This is a genomic window from Catenulispora sp. GAS73 (assembly GCF_041262085.1).
Taxonomy (GTDB): Bacteria; Actinomycetota; Actinomycetes; order Streptomycetales; family Catenulisporaceae; genus Catenulispora.
Genome location: NZ_JBGCCM010000012.1, coordinates 211,792 through 227,276, shown reverse-complemented (window position 1 = coordinate 227,276; position 15,485 = coordinate 211,792). Strand labels below are relative to the sequence as shown.

11 protein-coding genes are annotated in these 15,485 nt (G+C 70.8%); all 11 read right to left on the bottom strand.

Features of this window, described 5'->3' with window-relative positions; all coding sequences use genetic code 11:
• Positions 1 to 2: 2 nt before the first annotated feature.
• The 11 genes from ABH935_RS20175 to ABH935_RS20125 all read right to left on the bottom strand — a co-directional run bounded on the left by ABH935_RS20175 (position 3) and on the right by ABH935_RS20125 (position 15,366).
• A complete protein-coding gene (locus ABH935_RS20175) occupies positions 3 to 1,109 on the bottom strand; it encodes a ring-opening amidohydrolase (RefSeq protein ID WP_370379452.1) in 1,107 nt (368 codons plus the stop codon).
• A gap of 4 nt (positions 1,110 to 1,113) precedes the next feature.
• Positions 1,114 to 2,052 (bottom strand): carbamate kinase, encoded by a 939-nt coding sequence (locus ABH935_RS20170; RefSeq protein ID WP_370379451.1) that lies wholly within the window; start codon positions 2,050 to 2,052, stop codon positions 1,114 to 1,116.
• A gap of 1 nt (position 2,053) precedes the next feature.
• A complete protein-coding gene (locus ABH935_RS20165) occupies positions 2,054 to 3,988 on the bottom strand; it encodes a hydantoinase B/oxoprolinase family protein (RefSeq protein WP_370379450.1) in 1,935 nt (644 codons plus the stop codon).
• The gene (locus ABH935_RS20160) at positions 3,982 to 6,066 is read right to left on the bottom strand and encodes a hydantoinase/oxoprolinase family protein (protein ID WP_370379449.1); all 2,085 of its coding nucleotides are present in this window, start codon (positions 6,064 to 6,066) and stop codon (positions 3,982 to 3,984) included. Before ABH935_RS20160 ends, ABH935_RS20165 begins: the two co-directional genes overlap by 7 nt.
• Complete coding sequence (locus tag ABH935_RS20155; protein WP_370379448.1) at positions 6,063 to 6,968, bottom strand: carbon-nitrogen hydrolase family protein; 906 nt, start codon at positions 6,966 to 6,968, stop codon at positions 6,063 to 6,065. The genes ABH935_RS20160 and ABH935_RS20155 overlap by 4 nt, the downstream gene beginning before the upstream one ends.
• 184 nt (positions 6,969 to 7,152) lie before the next feature.
• Positions 7,153 to 7,875: a carbon monoxide dehydrogenase subunit G gene (locus ABH935_RS20150; RefSeq protein ID WP_370379447.1), complete on the bottom strand. Its 723-nt coding sequence runs from the start codon at positions 7,873 to 7,875 to the stop codon at positions 7,153 to 7,155.
• A complete protein-coding gene (gene cutA, locus ABH935_RS20145) occupies positions 7,872 to 10,268 on the bottom strand; it encodes an aerobic carbon-monoxide dehydrogenase large subunit (protein ID WP_370379446.1) in 2,397 nt (798 codons plus the stop codon). The genes ABH935_RS20150 and cutA overlap by 4 nt, the downstream gene beginning before the upstream one ends.
• Positions 10,261 to 10,761 (bottom strand): (2Fe-2S)-binding protein, encoded by a 501-nt coding sequence (locus ABH935_RS20140; protein WP_370379445.1) that lies wholly within the window; start codon positions 10,759 to 10,761, stop codon positions 10,261 to 10,263. The genes cutA and ABH935_RS20140 overlap by 8 nt, the downstream gene beginning before the upstream one ends.
• On the bottom strand, positions 10,758 to 11,606 hold the full coding sequence (locus ABH935_RS20135) for a xanthine dehydrogenase family protein subunit M (RefSeq protein ID WP_370379444.1): 849 nt from the start codon (positions 11,604 to 11,606) through the stop codon (positions 10,758 to 10,760). The genes ABH935_RS20140 and ABH935_RS20135 overlap by 4 nt, the downstream gene beginning before the upstream one ends.
• Positions 11,607 to 11,742: 136 nt before the next feature.
• Positions 11,743 to 13,209 carry a uracil-xanthine permease family protein gene (locus tag ABH935_RS20130; protein ID WP_370379443.1) on the bottom strand — a complete coding sequence of 489 codons (1,467 nt, stop codon included), beginning with the start codon at positions 13,207 to 13,209 and terminating at the stop codon, positions 11,743 to 11,745.
• Positions 13,210 to 13,290: 81 nt separating this feature from the next.
• Positions 13,291 to 15,366 (bottom strand): PucR family transcriptional regulator, encoded by a 2,076-nt coding sequence (locus ABH935_RS20125; RefSeq protein WP_370379442.1) that lies wholly within the window; start codon positions 15,364 to 15,366, stop codon positions 13,291 to 13,293.
• Positions 15,367 to 15,485: the final 119 nt, after the last annotated feature.

Here is a 15,485-nt window from a genome sequence, read left to right as displayed (position 1 = left end):
GATCAAGCACCCGGGCCCACGTCCACGATCGCCGCCACCGGCCCGCCTCCGTCAGGACCCTGATGAGCCGCCGAGACCGAGACGAAGACCGCCGGGTCGCCGGTCACCGTGGCCGCCACCCCGCCGACACAGGCCTTGATCTGCCGGTGCCAGTGCACGTCGGAGTCGTCGAGCATGGCATTGCGGCGGCCACGCACCATCCCGTCGGTGCTGGCCTCGCACTTGAGGAACACGTTCACCAGCCGGCCGTCCAGGTCCGACGATCGCGGCCGCTCCGGCAGGTCCAGTCCGGCCGAGCGGATCGCGTCCCAGATGCCGTCGGCGTCCAGCGCGTCCGTCATCACCGAGTGCCCGATGCGGTAGCGGCCGCCGACGCCGGAGGCGTTGCCGACCACGACGACCTGCGCGCGGTCCAGTTCCACGCCTGAGGAGCAGGAGGCCACCGACGAATACAGGGCCCTGTCATGCAGCACGGCCTCGTCGGAGGGCATCTCGATCTCGCCGAGCGCGACCGCGATCCCCAGTGCCGTGCAGCCGTTGGACAGGTCCATCGACTCGTGCGTCTGCTCGGTCCACACCGAGTTCCCGCGCGCCTTGGCCTCGCGGATGGTCTGGATCGTCAGCAGCGGAGTCTTGGTCTGCACGTAGTGCACGTCCACCGGGTCGTCGATACCGGCCCGCTTCATCGCCTCGTGGACCGCGTCGGCGACCTTCGTGATCATCGCCGACCGGCCGATCTCCTCGGGCAGCAGCGGCTCGCTCATCGCGAACCCGACGGTCAGCCGCGGCTCGTCGCAGGGCTCTGCCTCGGTGGTGGCGAAGACGGTCGCGTGCGGCGAGAGCACTCCGTCCGTCCCGCCGGACCACACGATCGGCACCAGCGCGACCTCCGCCTCGCTGCGCGTCCCGAGCCGCACCAGCGTCTCGCGGAACGCGCGGTCGGCGATGATGCGCGTGTAGTCGTTGACCCCGCCGTTGCCCTCGGTCTTGCCGACGACCGCCACCACCCGGTCGGCCTCGACCACCCCGGCGGTGATCAGCTCGGCCAACCCGGACGCATCACTGACGTGCCGCAACGGCACCTTTTGGACCTCGATCGCCTCAGGCAACTCTTTACTCCTTCTCCACTACAGTTCCGGCTTCCCCAAGAACGGCTTCACGAATACATCCCAGCGCGGCGACGACGGCGCGCCGCCCGCCGCCCTCGACGAAGCGGCACGCCGCCTCCGCCTTCGGCGCCATGCTCCCGCCCCCGAACTCCCCCGCCGCCAGGTGCGCGCGCAGGTCGGCGACGCCGATGCGACGCAGGGCCCTGGCATCGGGCGCGCCGAAGTGCAGGAACATGCTGTCGACGTCGGTCGCGATGACGAGCTGGTCGGCGCCGACGGCCCGGGCCAGCAGGACGGCCGAGAGGTCCTTGTCGATGACGGCCTCGACACCGACCAGGCCTCCGGTCGACGCCTCGCGCGTCATCGGGATCCCGCCGCCTCCGCAGGCGACGACCACGTAGCCGGCGTCGAGCAGTGCCGTCGCGGCGGGAGCGTCCAGGATCTCCAGCGGTTCGGGCGAGGCGACGACGCGGCGCCAGCCCCGCTTGCCGCGGTCCTCCCAGGTCTGGCCGTGGGCGATCATCGCGGCGGCCTGATCTTCGGGCAGGTAGCGGCCGATCGGCTTGGTGGGGTTCGTGAATCCGCGGTCGTTCGCGTCGACCAGCGTGCGGGTCACGACCGCCGCGACCGGCTTGGCGAGGCCCCGCGCCGCCAGCGCGCCCTCCAGCGCGCTCACGATCACGAACCCGAGCGTCCCCTGCGTCTGCGCGCCACACCAGTCGAGCGGCACCGGCGGCACCACGTGCGCGGCCAGCTCGTTCTTCACCAGCAGGTTGCCGACCTGCGGCCCGTTGCCGTGCGTCAGCACCACCTCGACGCCGCCCGCGACCAGATCCGCGACCGCCTCCATCGCCACGCCGACCGCCGCGATCTGATCCTCGGGGCGGGCGCGGCCGTCCGGCGCGGTCATGGCGTTGCCGCCCAACGCGATCAGGGCCCGCATGTCACAGCCAATCGCAGTAGGCCGACGTCGCGCCGTGTGCCAACTGCGCGAAGCCCGGGCCGCGATCGAAGAACGGCATCGAGCCGCGCGTCGCCCGCATCGTCGCCCGGAGTTCCTCGGTGGCCGCGGTATCGACGGCGAAGCCTGCCCCGGAAGCGCCGAAGTCGGTGGGCCCGTCGCTGAAACCGTCCGCGCGGTCCAGGCCGAAGGCGACTTCGATCGCGTCGGGTCGTGCGCTCGGCGGCACCGAGGTCATCACCACGCCGTAGTCCCGCAACGCCCCCTCGGCCGACACCTTCCCCCATCGCAGGTCCCTGACCACGTCCTCGACCGGCCGCTCCAGCGGATCGCCCCACCCGCCGCCGCCGGTCGTCCGGATCCGGACCACCTCCCCGGCGCCCACCGGCTCGGCGTCCGCCAGCGCGTCGACCACCCGCTCGTCGGGCCCGCCGGGATCGATCACCACCTCGAACGGCCGGCCGGCCCGGCCGCCCTTCACGCCCCAGCACGCCAGGATCGAGCGGTCGGCGATGCTCATGAAGTCCGCGTCTCGCAGCATCCTGATCTGCTTCTCGTAGCCGAGTCCGCCGCGGAAGCGCCCCGGACCGCCGGAGTCCACCGCGAGTCCCAGCTTCTCCACCCGGAACGGCCAGCGCGCCTCGGCGAACTCCACTGGGATGTTGCGCGAGTCGGGGACCACGTGAATCGTGTCCTCGCCGTCGGCGTAGTAGCGCCCGCCGGAGCCGCCGCCGAGGACTTCGCGCATCAGATAAGGCTGGCCCTCGGCGTCCGTACCGTAGACACCGGTGTAGCGGATGGTCTCCTGGTCGGCCGGCATGCGGCCGTCCACGGCCTTCGCCAGCGCCCCGGACAGCACGCCGAGCAGCCGCAGGATCACGAACGTGCGCGCGTTCGTCGGCGCCGGGAACACCGGCGTCAGCAGCGTCCCCGGCGGCGGGAAGCGCATCTCGATCAGCGGTACGACGCCCTCGTTGACGTCCAGCTCGGCCATCCGCTCCGGGCTGTCGGCGAGGTTGCGCAGCACCGGCGCGAGCCACTTCTTCAGGAAGTTGCCGTCCGCGTAGTCGCCGCAGTGGTTGATCGGCCCCTTCGCCTGCGGCCCGGTGCCGTCGAAGTCGATGACCAGGCGGCCGCCGTCGTCCGGCAGCTTCGTCACGGTGATCCGCTGCCGGTGTAGCCGCGGCGCGTCGACGCCGTCGTGTTCGGCGTAGTCCTCCCAGGTGTAGGAGCCGTCGGGGATCTTCGCCAGCACCTCGCGGCGGAAGGTCTCGGTGGTCAGGTCGATGATGGCGTCGAAGCACTCTTCGACGGCCGGGCGCCCGTAGCGCGTGAACACTTCGCCGAGGCGCCGTGCGCCCATCAGGCAGGCCGAGCACTCCGCGTCCAGATCGGCGGCCAGCGAGTCCGGCATGCGCGAGTTGCGCGTCATGATCTTCAGCGCGGCCTCGTTCGGCACCCCGGCGTCCCACAGCCGGATCGGCGGCACCATCAGGCCCTCTTCGAACACGCTGCGCGCACCGGAGGGCATCGAGCCCGGGCACGCGCCGCCGATGTCGTCGTGGTGGCCGAAAGCCTGGACGAACGCCGCCACGGCGCCGTCGTGGAAGACCGGCACGGTGACGCACAGGTCCGGCAGATGGCCGATGCCGCCTTCGGAGAGGTAGACGTCGTTGTGGAAGAAGACGTCGCCGGGGCGCATCGTGTCCATCGGGTAGTCGCGGACGACCGGGTGGACCAGGGCCGAGTAGGAGCGGCCGGTGAGCTTGCGCAGGCGCGCGTCGTGGATGCCGACGCGGAAGTCGTGGGCGTCGCGGATCATCGGGGAGCGCGAGGTGCGGGCGATCGCGGTCTCGACCTCGCGCTCGACGGAGGCGAGGGTGCCCTCGACGATCTCCAGCAGGACGGGGTTCAGCACGACTGGTCCTCCTGGGTCAGCAACAGGTTGCCCCACCGGTCCACGTCGCAGGTGAAACCGGGGTGTACCGGCACCGTCGAGCCGTACTCCTCGATGACGGCGGGGCCCTGGACACGGTCGCCGTGTCTCAGAGTTCTGCGACTGTAGATAGCTGCTTCAACCGGCATGTCGCCGAACCAGACCTGGCGGACTCGGGCCGGTTCGGGCGATCCGTCGGTTCGGGCCGGCACCTCGCTGATTTCGGGGCGCGTGATCGGCCCGATCCCGGTGACGCGGAGGTTCACCCATTCCACGACCTGGCGTTCGTCACCCCGGAATGAGTACCCGTACATGGCCTCGTGGGCGGCATGGAAGGCTTCCACCACGCTCTCGGTGGCGAAGTCTCCGTCGGGTACCGGGACGCGCACTTCGTAGGCCTGTCCGAAGTAGCGAAGGTCGGCGCTGCGCTTGAATACCTGCTCGGGCTCCTCGAAGCCTTCGGCGTGCAGCGCCTTCGATGCGGATGCCTGGAGGTCGCCGAACAGGGTTCGTACTCGCGCCACGTCGATGCGGTCGTGGCGGCGGACGTAGGTCTGGACGTAGTCGTTGCGCACATCGACCGTGAGCAGGCCGAACGCCGAGACATTGCCAGGGTCCGGCGGGACGAGTACCCCTTGCACACCGAGGATGTCGACAAGACGACAAGCCAACAATGCGCCGGAGCCGCCGAACGCGGTGAGCTGGAAGTCGCGGACGTCCAGCCCGCGCTTCACCGTCACCTGTCGCAGAGCATTGGCTTGGTTCCACGCCGAGATCTCCAGGATCCCGGCCGCAACCGCCTCCTCGGTCATGCCGAGCTTGCCGCCGAGCCCGGCCAGGCCCGCGCGGGCCGCCTCCCGGTCCAGCGGGACCTCGCCGCCGAGCAGGCCGGCGGGGATGCGGCCCAGGACCAGGTGCGCGTCGGTGACCGTGACCTCCGTGCCGCCGCGGCCGTAGCAGACCGGGCCGGGATCGGCGCCGGCCGAGCGCGGGCCGACTTTGAGCATGCCCTCCGGTGACAGCCAGGCGATCGAGCCGCCGCCGGCGCCGACCGTGACGACGTCGATCATCGGGATCTTCGACGGGTAGCCGCCGACGCCGCCCTCGGTGGTGACGGCCGGCTCGCCGTGCAGGACGACGGCGACGTCGGTCGAGGTGCCGCCGCCGTCGAGGGTCAGGATGCGGTCGAAGCCGGCGTGCGCGGAGATGAGGGCCGCGCCGAGGGCTCCGGCGGCCGGTCCGGACAGGACGGTGGTGACCGGTTGGCGGACCACTTCCTCAGCAGAAAGGACGCCGCCGTTGGACTTCATGACGTAGAAGGGGATGCGGCGAGCGTTGTTCCGAGCGTTGTCCGGCAAGGGATTCAGCGCGTCCAGGCGTGCGCGGATGCGGCCGACATAGCCGGACACGGTCGGTTTCACCGCGGCGTCGACGAGCGTGGTCATCGACCGCTCGTACTCGCGGTACTCGGGCAGAACGTCGGAGGATATCGACACGGCGGCCTCGGGGAACTCTGCTTCGAGGACTTCGCGCATCGCTTGTTCGTGTTCTGCGTTGGCGTAGGAGTGCAGGAAGGACACGCCGATGGAGCGGACGCCTGCCGCTTTCAGGTGGCGCGCGGCTTCCTTGGCGTCGGCGGTGCTGAAGGGGCGGACCTCTTGGCCGTCGGCGTCGAGGCGGCCGCCGACGCCGCGGACCAGGTCGGCGGGGACGATGCGGGGCGGCTTGACCCAGAAGTAGCTGTTGCCGTAGCCGTCGGGGACGGACTGGCGGGCGATCTCCAGCAGGTGTTCGAACCCCGCGGTGGTGATGAAGCCGAGCCGGTCGACCTTGCCCTGCAGGAGTTGGTTGGTGGCGACGGTGGTGCCGTGGCTGACGACGGCGATGTCCTCGGGAGTCGCGTCGAGAAGTGTCAGGGCTTTGCGGACCGCCACGATGAAGCCCTCCGAGGGATCTGCGGGGGTCGAGGGGACCTTGCCGGCCACGGCTCGGCCGGTCTGGTCGTCGATCGCCACGACGTCGGTGAACGTCCCGCCGGTGTCGATGCCGATCCGGATCATGCATCGCCCCCGGGTTCTCCGAGACGGAACGGTGTCCGCGCCTCGCTGATCAGGTCCTTCTGGTACTTGTCGAGCAGGTGCAGGTTGCGCTCGGCGAGGTGGTCGAAGGTCTGCGCGCGGTCGGAGCCGGGTGTCAGGGTTCGCATGGCGTCGGCGGGGTCCAGGCGTGCCGCGACCCAGCCTTCGTGCGAGGCGGCGCGGGCCACGACCTCCGCGGTCGGCGTGACGATGAGGGAGTTGCCGAAGTAGTGGACGCCGGCCGGGTCGGTGCCGGTGGCGTTGGCGCCGATGACGTAGACGTGGTTGTCGTAGGCGCGGGCCCGGGTTGTCAGATCCCAGATATCGGCGGAGCGGAGCAGGGCCGAGGGCCGGCAGACGATCTCGGCACCGCGCACCGCCTGGATGCGGAAGAGCTCGGGGAAGTCGCCGTCGAAGCAGACGGCCAGGCCGATGCGGCCGAGGTCGGTGTCGACGACGGTGACGGAGTCGCCGGGCGTGACCCACTCCGTCTCGCCGGGGAAGAGATGCGTCTTGCGGTAGACGCCGCGGATGTCGCCGGCGGGATCGATGAGCAGCGCGGAGTTGTAGACGACGCCGCGCACCTCGCCGCGCTCGTAGGTGCAGTGCACGACGTGGACGCCGAGGCGGCGCGCGGCCTGCTGCACCGGCTCGGTGGTCGGTCCGGGGACGGGGCTCATCAGGTCCCAGAGTTCCTCGGCCGGGATTCCCGGAGTGAAGCCGGTGGTGACGGCCTCGGGCAGGACGAGCAACTCGGCGCCGGTCGCACCGACACAGCGCTCGATGAGCTCGACGGCGCGGTTGAGGTTCTCCGCGACGCTGTTGGCGGTGAGCGGACCGGGGTGCGGCGCGAGTTGGAGGGCGGCTGCGGTCAGCGGGCGCATGGGGCGGCTCCGGGGGTTCTGGGGCGAAGCGCTTCAGCGGGCGCCGCGGCGCGGTGGGTACCGGTAAGGCCACGATGGGGGGATACGCCGACACCATTGATGATCGGAGCGTGGCGATGCACATCCCGGCTGTGAAGCGCTCCAGTCTTGCGATGGCACGTGCCCGAAGCCGCGCCGCGCGCCGTCATCGTGGCCCCCGGCGGCCGCTCAGGCGGCCCATCAGGTAGCCGAGCACCACGCCGCTCAGGGCCGCGGCCGCGCCGACGAGGCCCGCCGACAGCGCCACCGCGGCGTTGGAGGAACCCGGTTGGCCCGGCGGTGCGGCGATCGGGAAGGCCGCGACGGGTCCGGAGACCGGCTGCACCACGGTGGTCGGGGTGGTCGCGGTGGTCGCGGCCGCGGTCGGCACCAGCTCGGCCGGCTCGCCGGTCACAGCACCGACCACAGCTCCGGCCACCGCGCCGCGCTCCCGCGCCAGGACGCCGTCCATGCCGGTGAAGAACTGCCCCGCGAGCTTGCGGGCCACGCCACCGAGCATCCGCTGTCCGACGCCGCCGACCACGCCGCCGATCACCGCGTCGGCGTCGTACTCGACCCGGGTGCGGGCGTCGGCCTCGTCGACCAGCAGCATCCGGCACTCGGCCGAGACCGTGCCCGGGGCGCCGGCGCCGGAGGCGCGCAGGGTGAACGAGCGCGGCGCGGACTGGTCCGCGAGCTCCACGCGGCCCTTGTACGTGCCCTTGATCGAGCCCACGCCGACCGTGACCACCATGTCGTACACGTCGGGCGCGACCAACTCCAGGCGCTCGCAACCGGGGATGGCCGCGGCCAGCGTCCGTGGATCCGTCAGCGCTTCGTAGACCCGCCCCACCTCGGCGTTGAGAACCGAGCTCCCGGAGACCTTCACGCGCTCACCTGTTCCTTCCCCGTCTCGCGCGTCGTGCGCGTCTTCCGCAGTTCGTACAGCTCGCTCGGCGAGATCGGCATCCGCCGCAGGCTCAGCCCCTCGGCGTCCTCGATCGCCGAGGCGACGGCCGCCGAGGTCGGGATCACCCCGGCCTCGCCGGCGCCCTTCAACCCCAGGGGGTTCACTCCCGAGGCCGTGACCATGTGCGCCGTCTGGATGTGCGGCACTTCCGTGGCGAACGGGATCAGGAAGTCCATGTAGGAGGCGTTCACCAGCTGGCCGGCGTCGTCGTAGACGATCCGCTCGTACAACGCTCCCCCGACGCCCTGCGCGACGCCGCCGTGCACCTGCCCCTCGACGATGCGCGGGTTCACGACGACACCGCAGTCGTGCACGACGCAGTACCTCAGGATCCGGATATCAGCGGTCTCCGGGTCGGTCTCGACCACGACGCCGTGCGCCCCGGCTGCGAACGTCGAGCGCTCCGGCATGTAGTAGCCGGTCGCCTCCAGGCCCGGTTCGTCGCCGGTGCCGACGGCCGCCGCGAACTGCGTGGCCGCCTTCGCCGCCTCGTCGAAGGCGTAGCGCAGCGGGTTCGACAGGACGGCGACCGTGCGCAGGTCGATCGAAACCGTGGGTTCGTCGCGGCGGCGCACGGTCCCGTCGACGAGTTCCAGGTCCGCCGGATCGGCGCCGCCGCCCAGCGCCGCCGCCGCGATCCGCTTCGCTTTCTCGGCGACCTTGCCGGCGGCGATGGCTACGGCGTTCCCGCTCGTCACGATGGCGCGCGAGGCGAATGTCCCCACCGCGTACTTGAACCGGCGCGTGTCGCCGGTGATGACGGTGACGTTCGCGACGCCGACTCCCAGCACGTCAGCGGCGATCTGCGCCAAGGATGTGTAGTGTCCCTGGCCCTGTGTCGTCAGCCCTGTGGAGACAACGATTTCGCCGGTCGTCTCCACCTTCACGTGCGCGCCTTCGTAGGGGCCCATGCCGGTGCCCTCGACGTACGCCCCGATGCCGATCCCGATCCGGCGGCCTTCCGCCGCGGCCGCCGCGCGCTCGGCCTCGAAGCCGTCCCAGCCGACCAGCTCACGGATCATCCGCAGCATCGTCGGGTAGTCGCCCGAGTCGTAGATCAGCGGACGGCCGTCCTGGAAGACCAGGCCCTGGTCGTAGGGCATCTCCTCGGGCTGGATCAGGTTGGCCTCGCGCACCGCCAGCCGGTCCAGGCCCAGGTATTCGGCGATGGCGTCCATGGTCCGCTCCATCGCGAACACGCCCTGGGGCCGTCCCGCGCCCCGGTAGGGGGTGACGATGACAGTGTTCGTATACAGCGAGGTGAACTCGACCCGGTACGCGCCGACCTTGTACGGCCCCAGCAGCTGCGTGGACGTCACGATCGGCACGATGATCCCGTAGGGCACGTACGCGCCGTTGTCGTGCCAGATCTCGACGCTGAGCCCGCGCAGCCGGCCGTCGCCGTCGAACCCGACCTCGACGTGCTGCTGCTGCCCGCGCTCGTGGGCGCTGGAGATGAAGTGCTCGCGCCGGTCCTCGACCCACTTCACGTCCCGGCCCAGCTTCATCGCGGCCCACGGGACCAGGATCTCCTCGGGCCAGGGATGCACGATCTTCACGCCGAACCCGCCGCCGACGTCGGGGGTGATCACCTCGACGCGGTCCGGGGGCAGCTCCAGCTTGGCCGCCACGGCCAGGCGGACGCTCGTCGAGGTCTGCGTCGAGGTGTGGACTCGCAGGGTTCTGTCGTCGGCGTCCCAATGCGCCAGAACACCTTTGCCCTCCATCGGCATCGAGGCGCTGCGCTCGATCTTCAGGTCCAGCGAGAGGCGGTGCGGAGCGGCGGCGATGGCTTCGTGGGCGTCGCCTTTGCCGTTGGTCTGCACGCTGTGTGCGGCGACGTTGCCCGGCACCTCGTCGTGCACCAGCCGCTGTGCCGCTCTGGCCTGGTCGATGCCCACGACCGGCGGCAGGTCCTCGTACGTGACCACGATCCGCTCGGCCGCGTCCTCGGCGATGTAGCGGTCGGTAGCGACCACCATGACCACCGCCTCGCCGACGTGGTTGACCTCGTCCTTGGCCAGGCAGTACGGGGTGCGGGGGTGGGTGAGGTCGGGGTGCGGGATCAGCAGCGGGAGCGGTTCGGCGATGCGGCCGGGCAGGTCCTCGTAGGTGTAGACGGCGACGAGGCCTTCGACGTCCAGCGCGTCGGTGACGTCGATGTCCGCGATGCGCGCGTGCGCGTTGGGGCTGCGGACGAAGGCTGCCGCTAGAGCGCCTCGGCCGAGGTCGTCGACGTAGCGGCCGTCGCCTCTCAGGAGCCTGGGATCCTCTTTGCGGACCAGCGGTTGGCCGACGAGCTTGTCACTCATGCGGTGCCTCTCGCTCGCTCTTAATCTCCGCAGCGCGAAGGACCGCCGCGACGATGTTCTGGTAGCCGGTGCAGCGGCACAGGTTCCCGCCGATCGCTTCGCGTGCCTCCTCCTCGGTGGGCTTGGGGTTCTCCTCCAGGTAGGCGGTGATCGTCGTGATGAAGCCGGGGGTGCAGAATCCGCATTGCAGGCCGTGGCATTCCTGGAAGGCCTGCTGCACCGGGCCGAGTTCGCCGCCGGGATCGCAGCATCCTTCGACGGTGGTGATCGCGTGGCCGTCGACCGAGACCGCGAAGATGAGGCAGGAGCGGACCGGTACGTCGTCCAGCAGGACGGTGCAGGCGCCGCAGACGCCGTGTTCGCAGCCGAGATGCGTGCCGGTGAGGCCGAGGTCCATGCGCAGGAAGTCGGCCAGCAGGCGTCGGGCCGGGGTCTCGCCGCGTCGGGTGACGCCGTTGACCGTGACAGTGATCTGATGCAGTTGCTCGGTCACGGTGCCACCGCCTCATAGGCCGCCTTCAGGGAGCGCGCGGTCAGGACGCGTGCCAGATGCCTGCGATACTCGGCGGTCGCGTGGATGTCGTCCTCGGGGTCGAGCTGGTCGGCGGCGTGTTCGGCGGCGGCGTCCCAGTCGGCGCCCGCGGCGGTGACGTCCACGACCTGCGGCACCGGCCCCACACCGATGTACACCGCCTTCGCGGAGGTCACGGCGCCGGACTCGTCGACGCGGACCGCGGTTCCGACTCCGCACATCGCGTAGTCGCCGTTGCGTCGTGACAGTTCGCGCCAGTCGGTTCCGGTGCGGCCTTTGGGTTTCGGGAAGTAGGCCTCGACGGCCAGCTCGTCTTCTTCGCAGGCCGACTCCATCGGTCCGACGAAGAAGTCGGCCGCCTTGACGACCCGTTCCCCGGCGCGCTCGGAGCGCAGGAGCACTTCGCCGTCGAGGAGCAGCAGCACCGCGGGCATCTCAGCACACGGATCCGCGTGCACGAGGCTGCCGACGGTCGTGCCGCGGTTGCGGATCGTCGGGTGCGCGACGGTTCTCACGGCCTGGCGTAACAGGGGGACGGCTTCGAAGGCGTGGGTGGCGCGTTCGACGTCCGCGTGCCGGGCCAGCGCGCCGACCCGGACGCCTTCCAGGTCCGTGCGCACGTAGGCGAGCTCGTCCAGGCGGTTCACGTCGATCAGCCGCGCGGGCGCCGTCAGCCGCATGTTCAGCATCGGCACCAGGCTCTGGCCGCCGGCCAGGACCTTCGCGTGTCCGCCGTGTTCCGCCAACAACCGCACGGCCTCGTCGACCGTGTCCGGGCCGTGATACTCCACCGGCGGGGGCTTCATGGAGGCATCCTCTTCTCGCCGAAAGGGTCACGGCGACGTCGACTTCTGCCGAACGCCGCCGCGATCGCTGGCTGAACTTGCCCAAGGAAGGTGCACGAGGGGCATGTCGCCGCGCTTCCTGCCTGCCTGTCGCTGTTTACTCCTGGGGTTTTACCCCGCTCGGGGGGCCCGATGCTTCGGTTGGGCCGTCCGCGTCGGGCGCTGTGGCTGTCTCGACTGTCCCGGTTGTCCCGGCCAGTGCGGGGGTCTTCAGATGCGGCGGGGCGATGAGGCGGGCGGCGTGGTAGCAGACGATGGTCACGATGGTGCCGAGCGCGATCCCGGACAGCGAGAAGTTGTCGCTGAACTTCAGGCTGGTGTTGCCGATGCCGATGATGACGCCGGCCGCGATCGGCACCAGGTTCAGCGGGTTGCCGAAGTCCACCCGGTTCTCGGTCCAGATCTTGACGCCGAGCAGGCCGATCATGCCGTAGAGGACCACGGTGATGCCGCCGAGGACGCCGCCGGGGGTGGCCGCGACCAGGGCGCCGAACTTGGGTGAGAGGCCGAACAGGATGGCCACGAGGGCGGCGACGTAGTAGGCGGCCGTGGAGTAGACGCGGGTGGCGGCCATGACACCGATGTTCTCGGCGTAGGTGGTGGTCGGGGAGCCGCCGAAGGTGCTGGCCACGACGGTGCCGAAACCGTCGGCGGCGATGGCGCGGCCCATGTACGGGTCGAGGTCGTCGCCGGTCATCTCAGCGACCGCCTTGACGTGCCCGGTGTTCTCGGCGACCAGCGCGATCACCGCCGGGAGGACGAGCAGGATGAAGGCCCACTTGAACTCCGGGAAGTGCCAGCCGGCGATCTGGTGCGTGCCGACGCCGCTGGTCTTGTTCGGGAAGCCGATCCACTTGGCGGCTTTCAGGGCGTCGAAGTTGACGCGCCAGTGCGTGGTGTCGTGGCCGGCGCCGGAGTCGTAGGACGTGATCCTGCCGAAGATCTGGTCGGCGATCCAGGACAGCGCGTAGCCGAACACCAGCGCGACGAAGATCGCTATCCGACCGAGGAAGCCCCGGACGCCGACCATGATGCCGATCGCCACCAGCATGGTGATCAGCGCGATCCACTGGTCCTGCGGCCAGTAGACGTTCGCCACGACCGGTGCCAGGTTGAAGCCGATCAGGAGGACGACCGCGCCGGTCACGACCGGGGGCAGGACGGCGTGGATGATCTGCGCGCCGAGGAAGTGGATCAGGACCCCGACGACCAGCAGGACGCCGCCGGCGATCAGGATGGCGCCGGTGACGTGCTGGTCGTCGCCGCCCTGCGCGCGGATGGCCGCGACGCCGCCGACGAAGCTCGCGGAGGTGCCGAGGTAGCTGGGGACCTTGTTCTTGACGATCAGCAGGAAGCAGATCGTGGCGATCCCGCTCATCATTATGGCCAGCTGCGGATTCAGGCCCATGACCAGGGGGAAGACGAACGTGGCGCCGAACATCGCGACGACGTGCTGCGCGCCGAGGCCGACCGTGCGCGGCCAGGACAGGCGCTCGTCGGGGCGGACGACGGAGCCCGGTGGTGGAGTCTTGCCTTCGTATGCGACCCGCCAGCCCAATGTCATGGAGCGGACTGTAGCCACGGTGTGACCGGGGTCACAAGTACCCTCTGGTTACCTCTTTCGCAGGTCGCACGGTTGTGAGGTTCACAGTCCTCGCATGTGGAGGATACGGAGAGCGACCGAAAGGTCGAGACGGAGATCGGGGCGTTCCATGAACGGCCCGACGAGGCGCTCGATCTTGCCGATGCGGTATCGCAGGGTGTTGTAGTGGAAGTGCAGGCGGCGGGCGGCCTCGGCGACGTTCAGATTGGTGTCGAGGAGGACTTCCAGCGTGGTGCGCAGGTCCTCGGCGTCCGGGTCGCCGTCGGCGGCCAGGCCCTTGAGTGTTTGGCGGGCGAAGTCGCGGAGTTCGTCGGGGTCGGGGACCAGGGAGAGCAGGCGGTAGACGCCGAGGGCGTCGAAGTGGGCGACGGAGCCGGGGCCGTTGAGTCGGCGGCCGATGCGGACCGCGCGGCGCGCCTCCTCGTAGGCGGCGGGAAGGTCGGCAACGCCTGCCACGCGGCGGGAGACGCCGGTGGAGAAGGTGCGGCGGCCGCCTCCGCCGGTGCCGGAGACCTCGGCGATGAGGCTTTTGACGAGGGGGTCGGGGTCGTCGCCGGTTTTGAGGACGACGACGACTTCCTGGTTGAAGCCGGCCACGGGGTTGGTGCGGTCGCGGGCGGCGACGACGGTTTGCCAGGCGGCGGCGAAGCGTTCGCGGGCGGGGCGGAGGGCGTGTTGGGAGGCGGGGAGGACGGACTGGCCGGGGTCTAGTTCGGCTACCAGGACGATGAGGTGGGGGGTGGGGCGGGGGGCGGGAGCTTGAGGTGTGGAGCCGGGGGTGTTGCGGCCGACGGCGTTGGTGGTCTCGTCGGTGGCGGCCTGCGTCGCGGCGCCGGCGAGAGTCGCGATGGAGTCGCTGACAGAGGTCTGAGCAGCGACCGCGCCGGATCCGCTGGTGGCGGCCGCTCCGTATAGTCCTGATAGTCCTGATAGTCCTGTCGCCCTGGTGCCGTTCTGGGGGCGGCCGGCTGGTGCGCGTCCCGGGCTGATGTCCCAGCCGAGCGTCGCGGCGTGGGTGGCGGCGGACTGCAGGTCCTCCAGGCGTCCGGTCAACAGGTCCCGGAGGAAGTCGGCGCGGTACTTGTCCTCGACCGCGGCCACCGCCAGCTGCTTGACCACGGACAGCGCGGCGACTGTGGCGGCGCGTTCGAGCGCTGCGACGTCGGAGGCGTCGAACGCGCGGCGTCCGGCGAAGGCGACCAGCCGGCCGTGGTCGACGCGTCCGGCGACGATCGGGACCAGCGCGTGCTGCGTGCCGTGGTGCGCGGTCAGGCCGGGCTGCTCGGCCTCGGTGCGCAGCCGGTGGTCCGCGTCGGGGCCGGGGGCGGCGTCGAAGCAGGGCAGGTGGCGGACGGCGTCGGCGCCGTGCTCGGCCAGCACGCGGCCGTCGGGCGTGGTGACCAGGACCGGGCCGCCGAGCAGGTTCGCCAGCTCGGCGGCGAGCTCGGCCAGGCCGCCGCCCTCCAGCGCGATCTGGGCCAGCGTGCGGTGGACGTGGTCGGCGCGGGCCAGGACGGCGGACTGGCGGTCGAGGACGTCGGACAGGACGTCGGTGAGGATGTCGTCGAAGGCCACACCCTCGGGGAGCTCGATCACCGGGAAGCCGAGCGCGTCGGCGGCGGCGAGGAGCTCGGGCGGGAGGTCGCCGAGGTAGCGGTGCGGCTTGATGGCGATGGCGGACAGGCCCGCGCGGTCGAGGTCGCCGATCAGGTCGGTGAGCGGCGAGGGCGAGTGGCGCAGGGGGTAGCCGGTGGTGAGGAGGAGCTCCTTGGGTTTGACCCAGGGGAGGATGTCGGGGACCTCCATCACGTTGACGCGTTCCACGACGCGGTCGTGGCCGGCGTGGCCGGCGACGATGCGGGCGCCGGCCAGGGCGGGGAGGGCCAGGGCTTGGGTGACGGTGAGGCCTATGGTGGTGGGAGTGGGGGTCGCTGCGGTGGTCGCTGCGGTGGTCGCCTTCGATTCACCGGCTTCGACGGATCCGGTCTCGGCTCCGGTCTCGGCTCCGGTCTCGGCTTCTGTCCCCGTCCCGGTCTCGGAGCTTCGCGACCTTGGGGCCGCGCCCGAACCCAGTTCCGTCGTCTCCGTCCGCCGTGTCGGTTCTGTCGGCTGTGTCATGCGCTGTCCCCCATTCGCCTTGGCCGCCTCGCTTGGCGATGTGGATATCTGCGAAGCTCTGGCGCCGTCCTTGTCAGGATTGCCCATGCCCGGACAGTAGCCCCGAGGTCTAGCGTCGC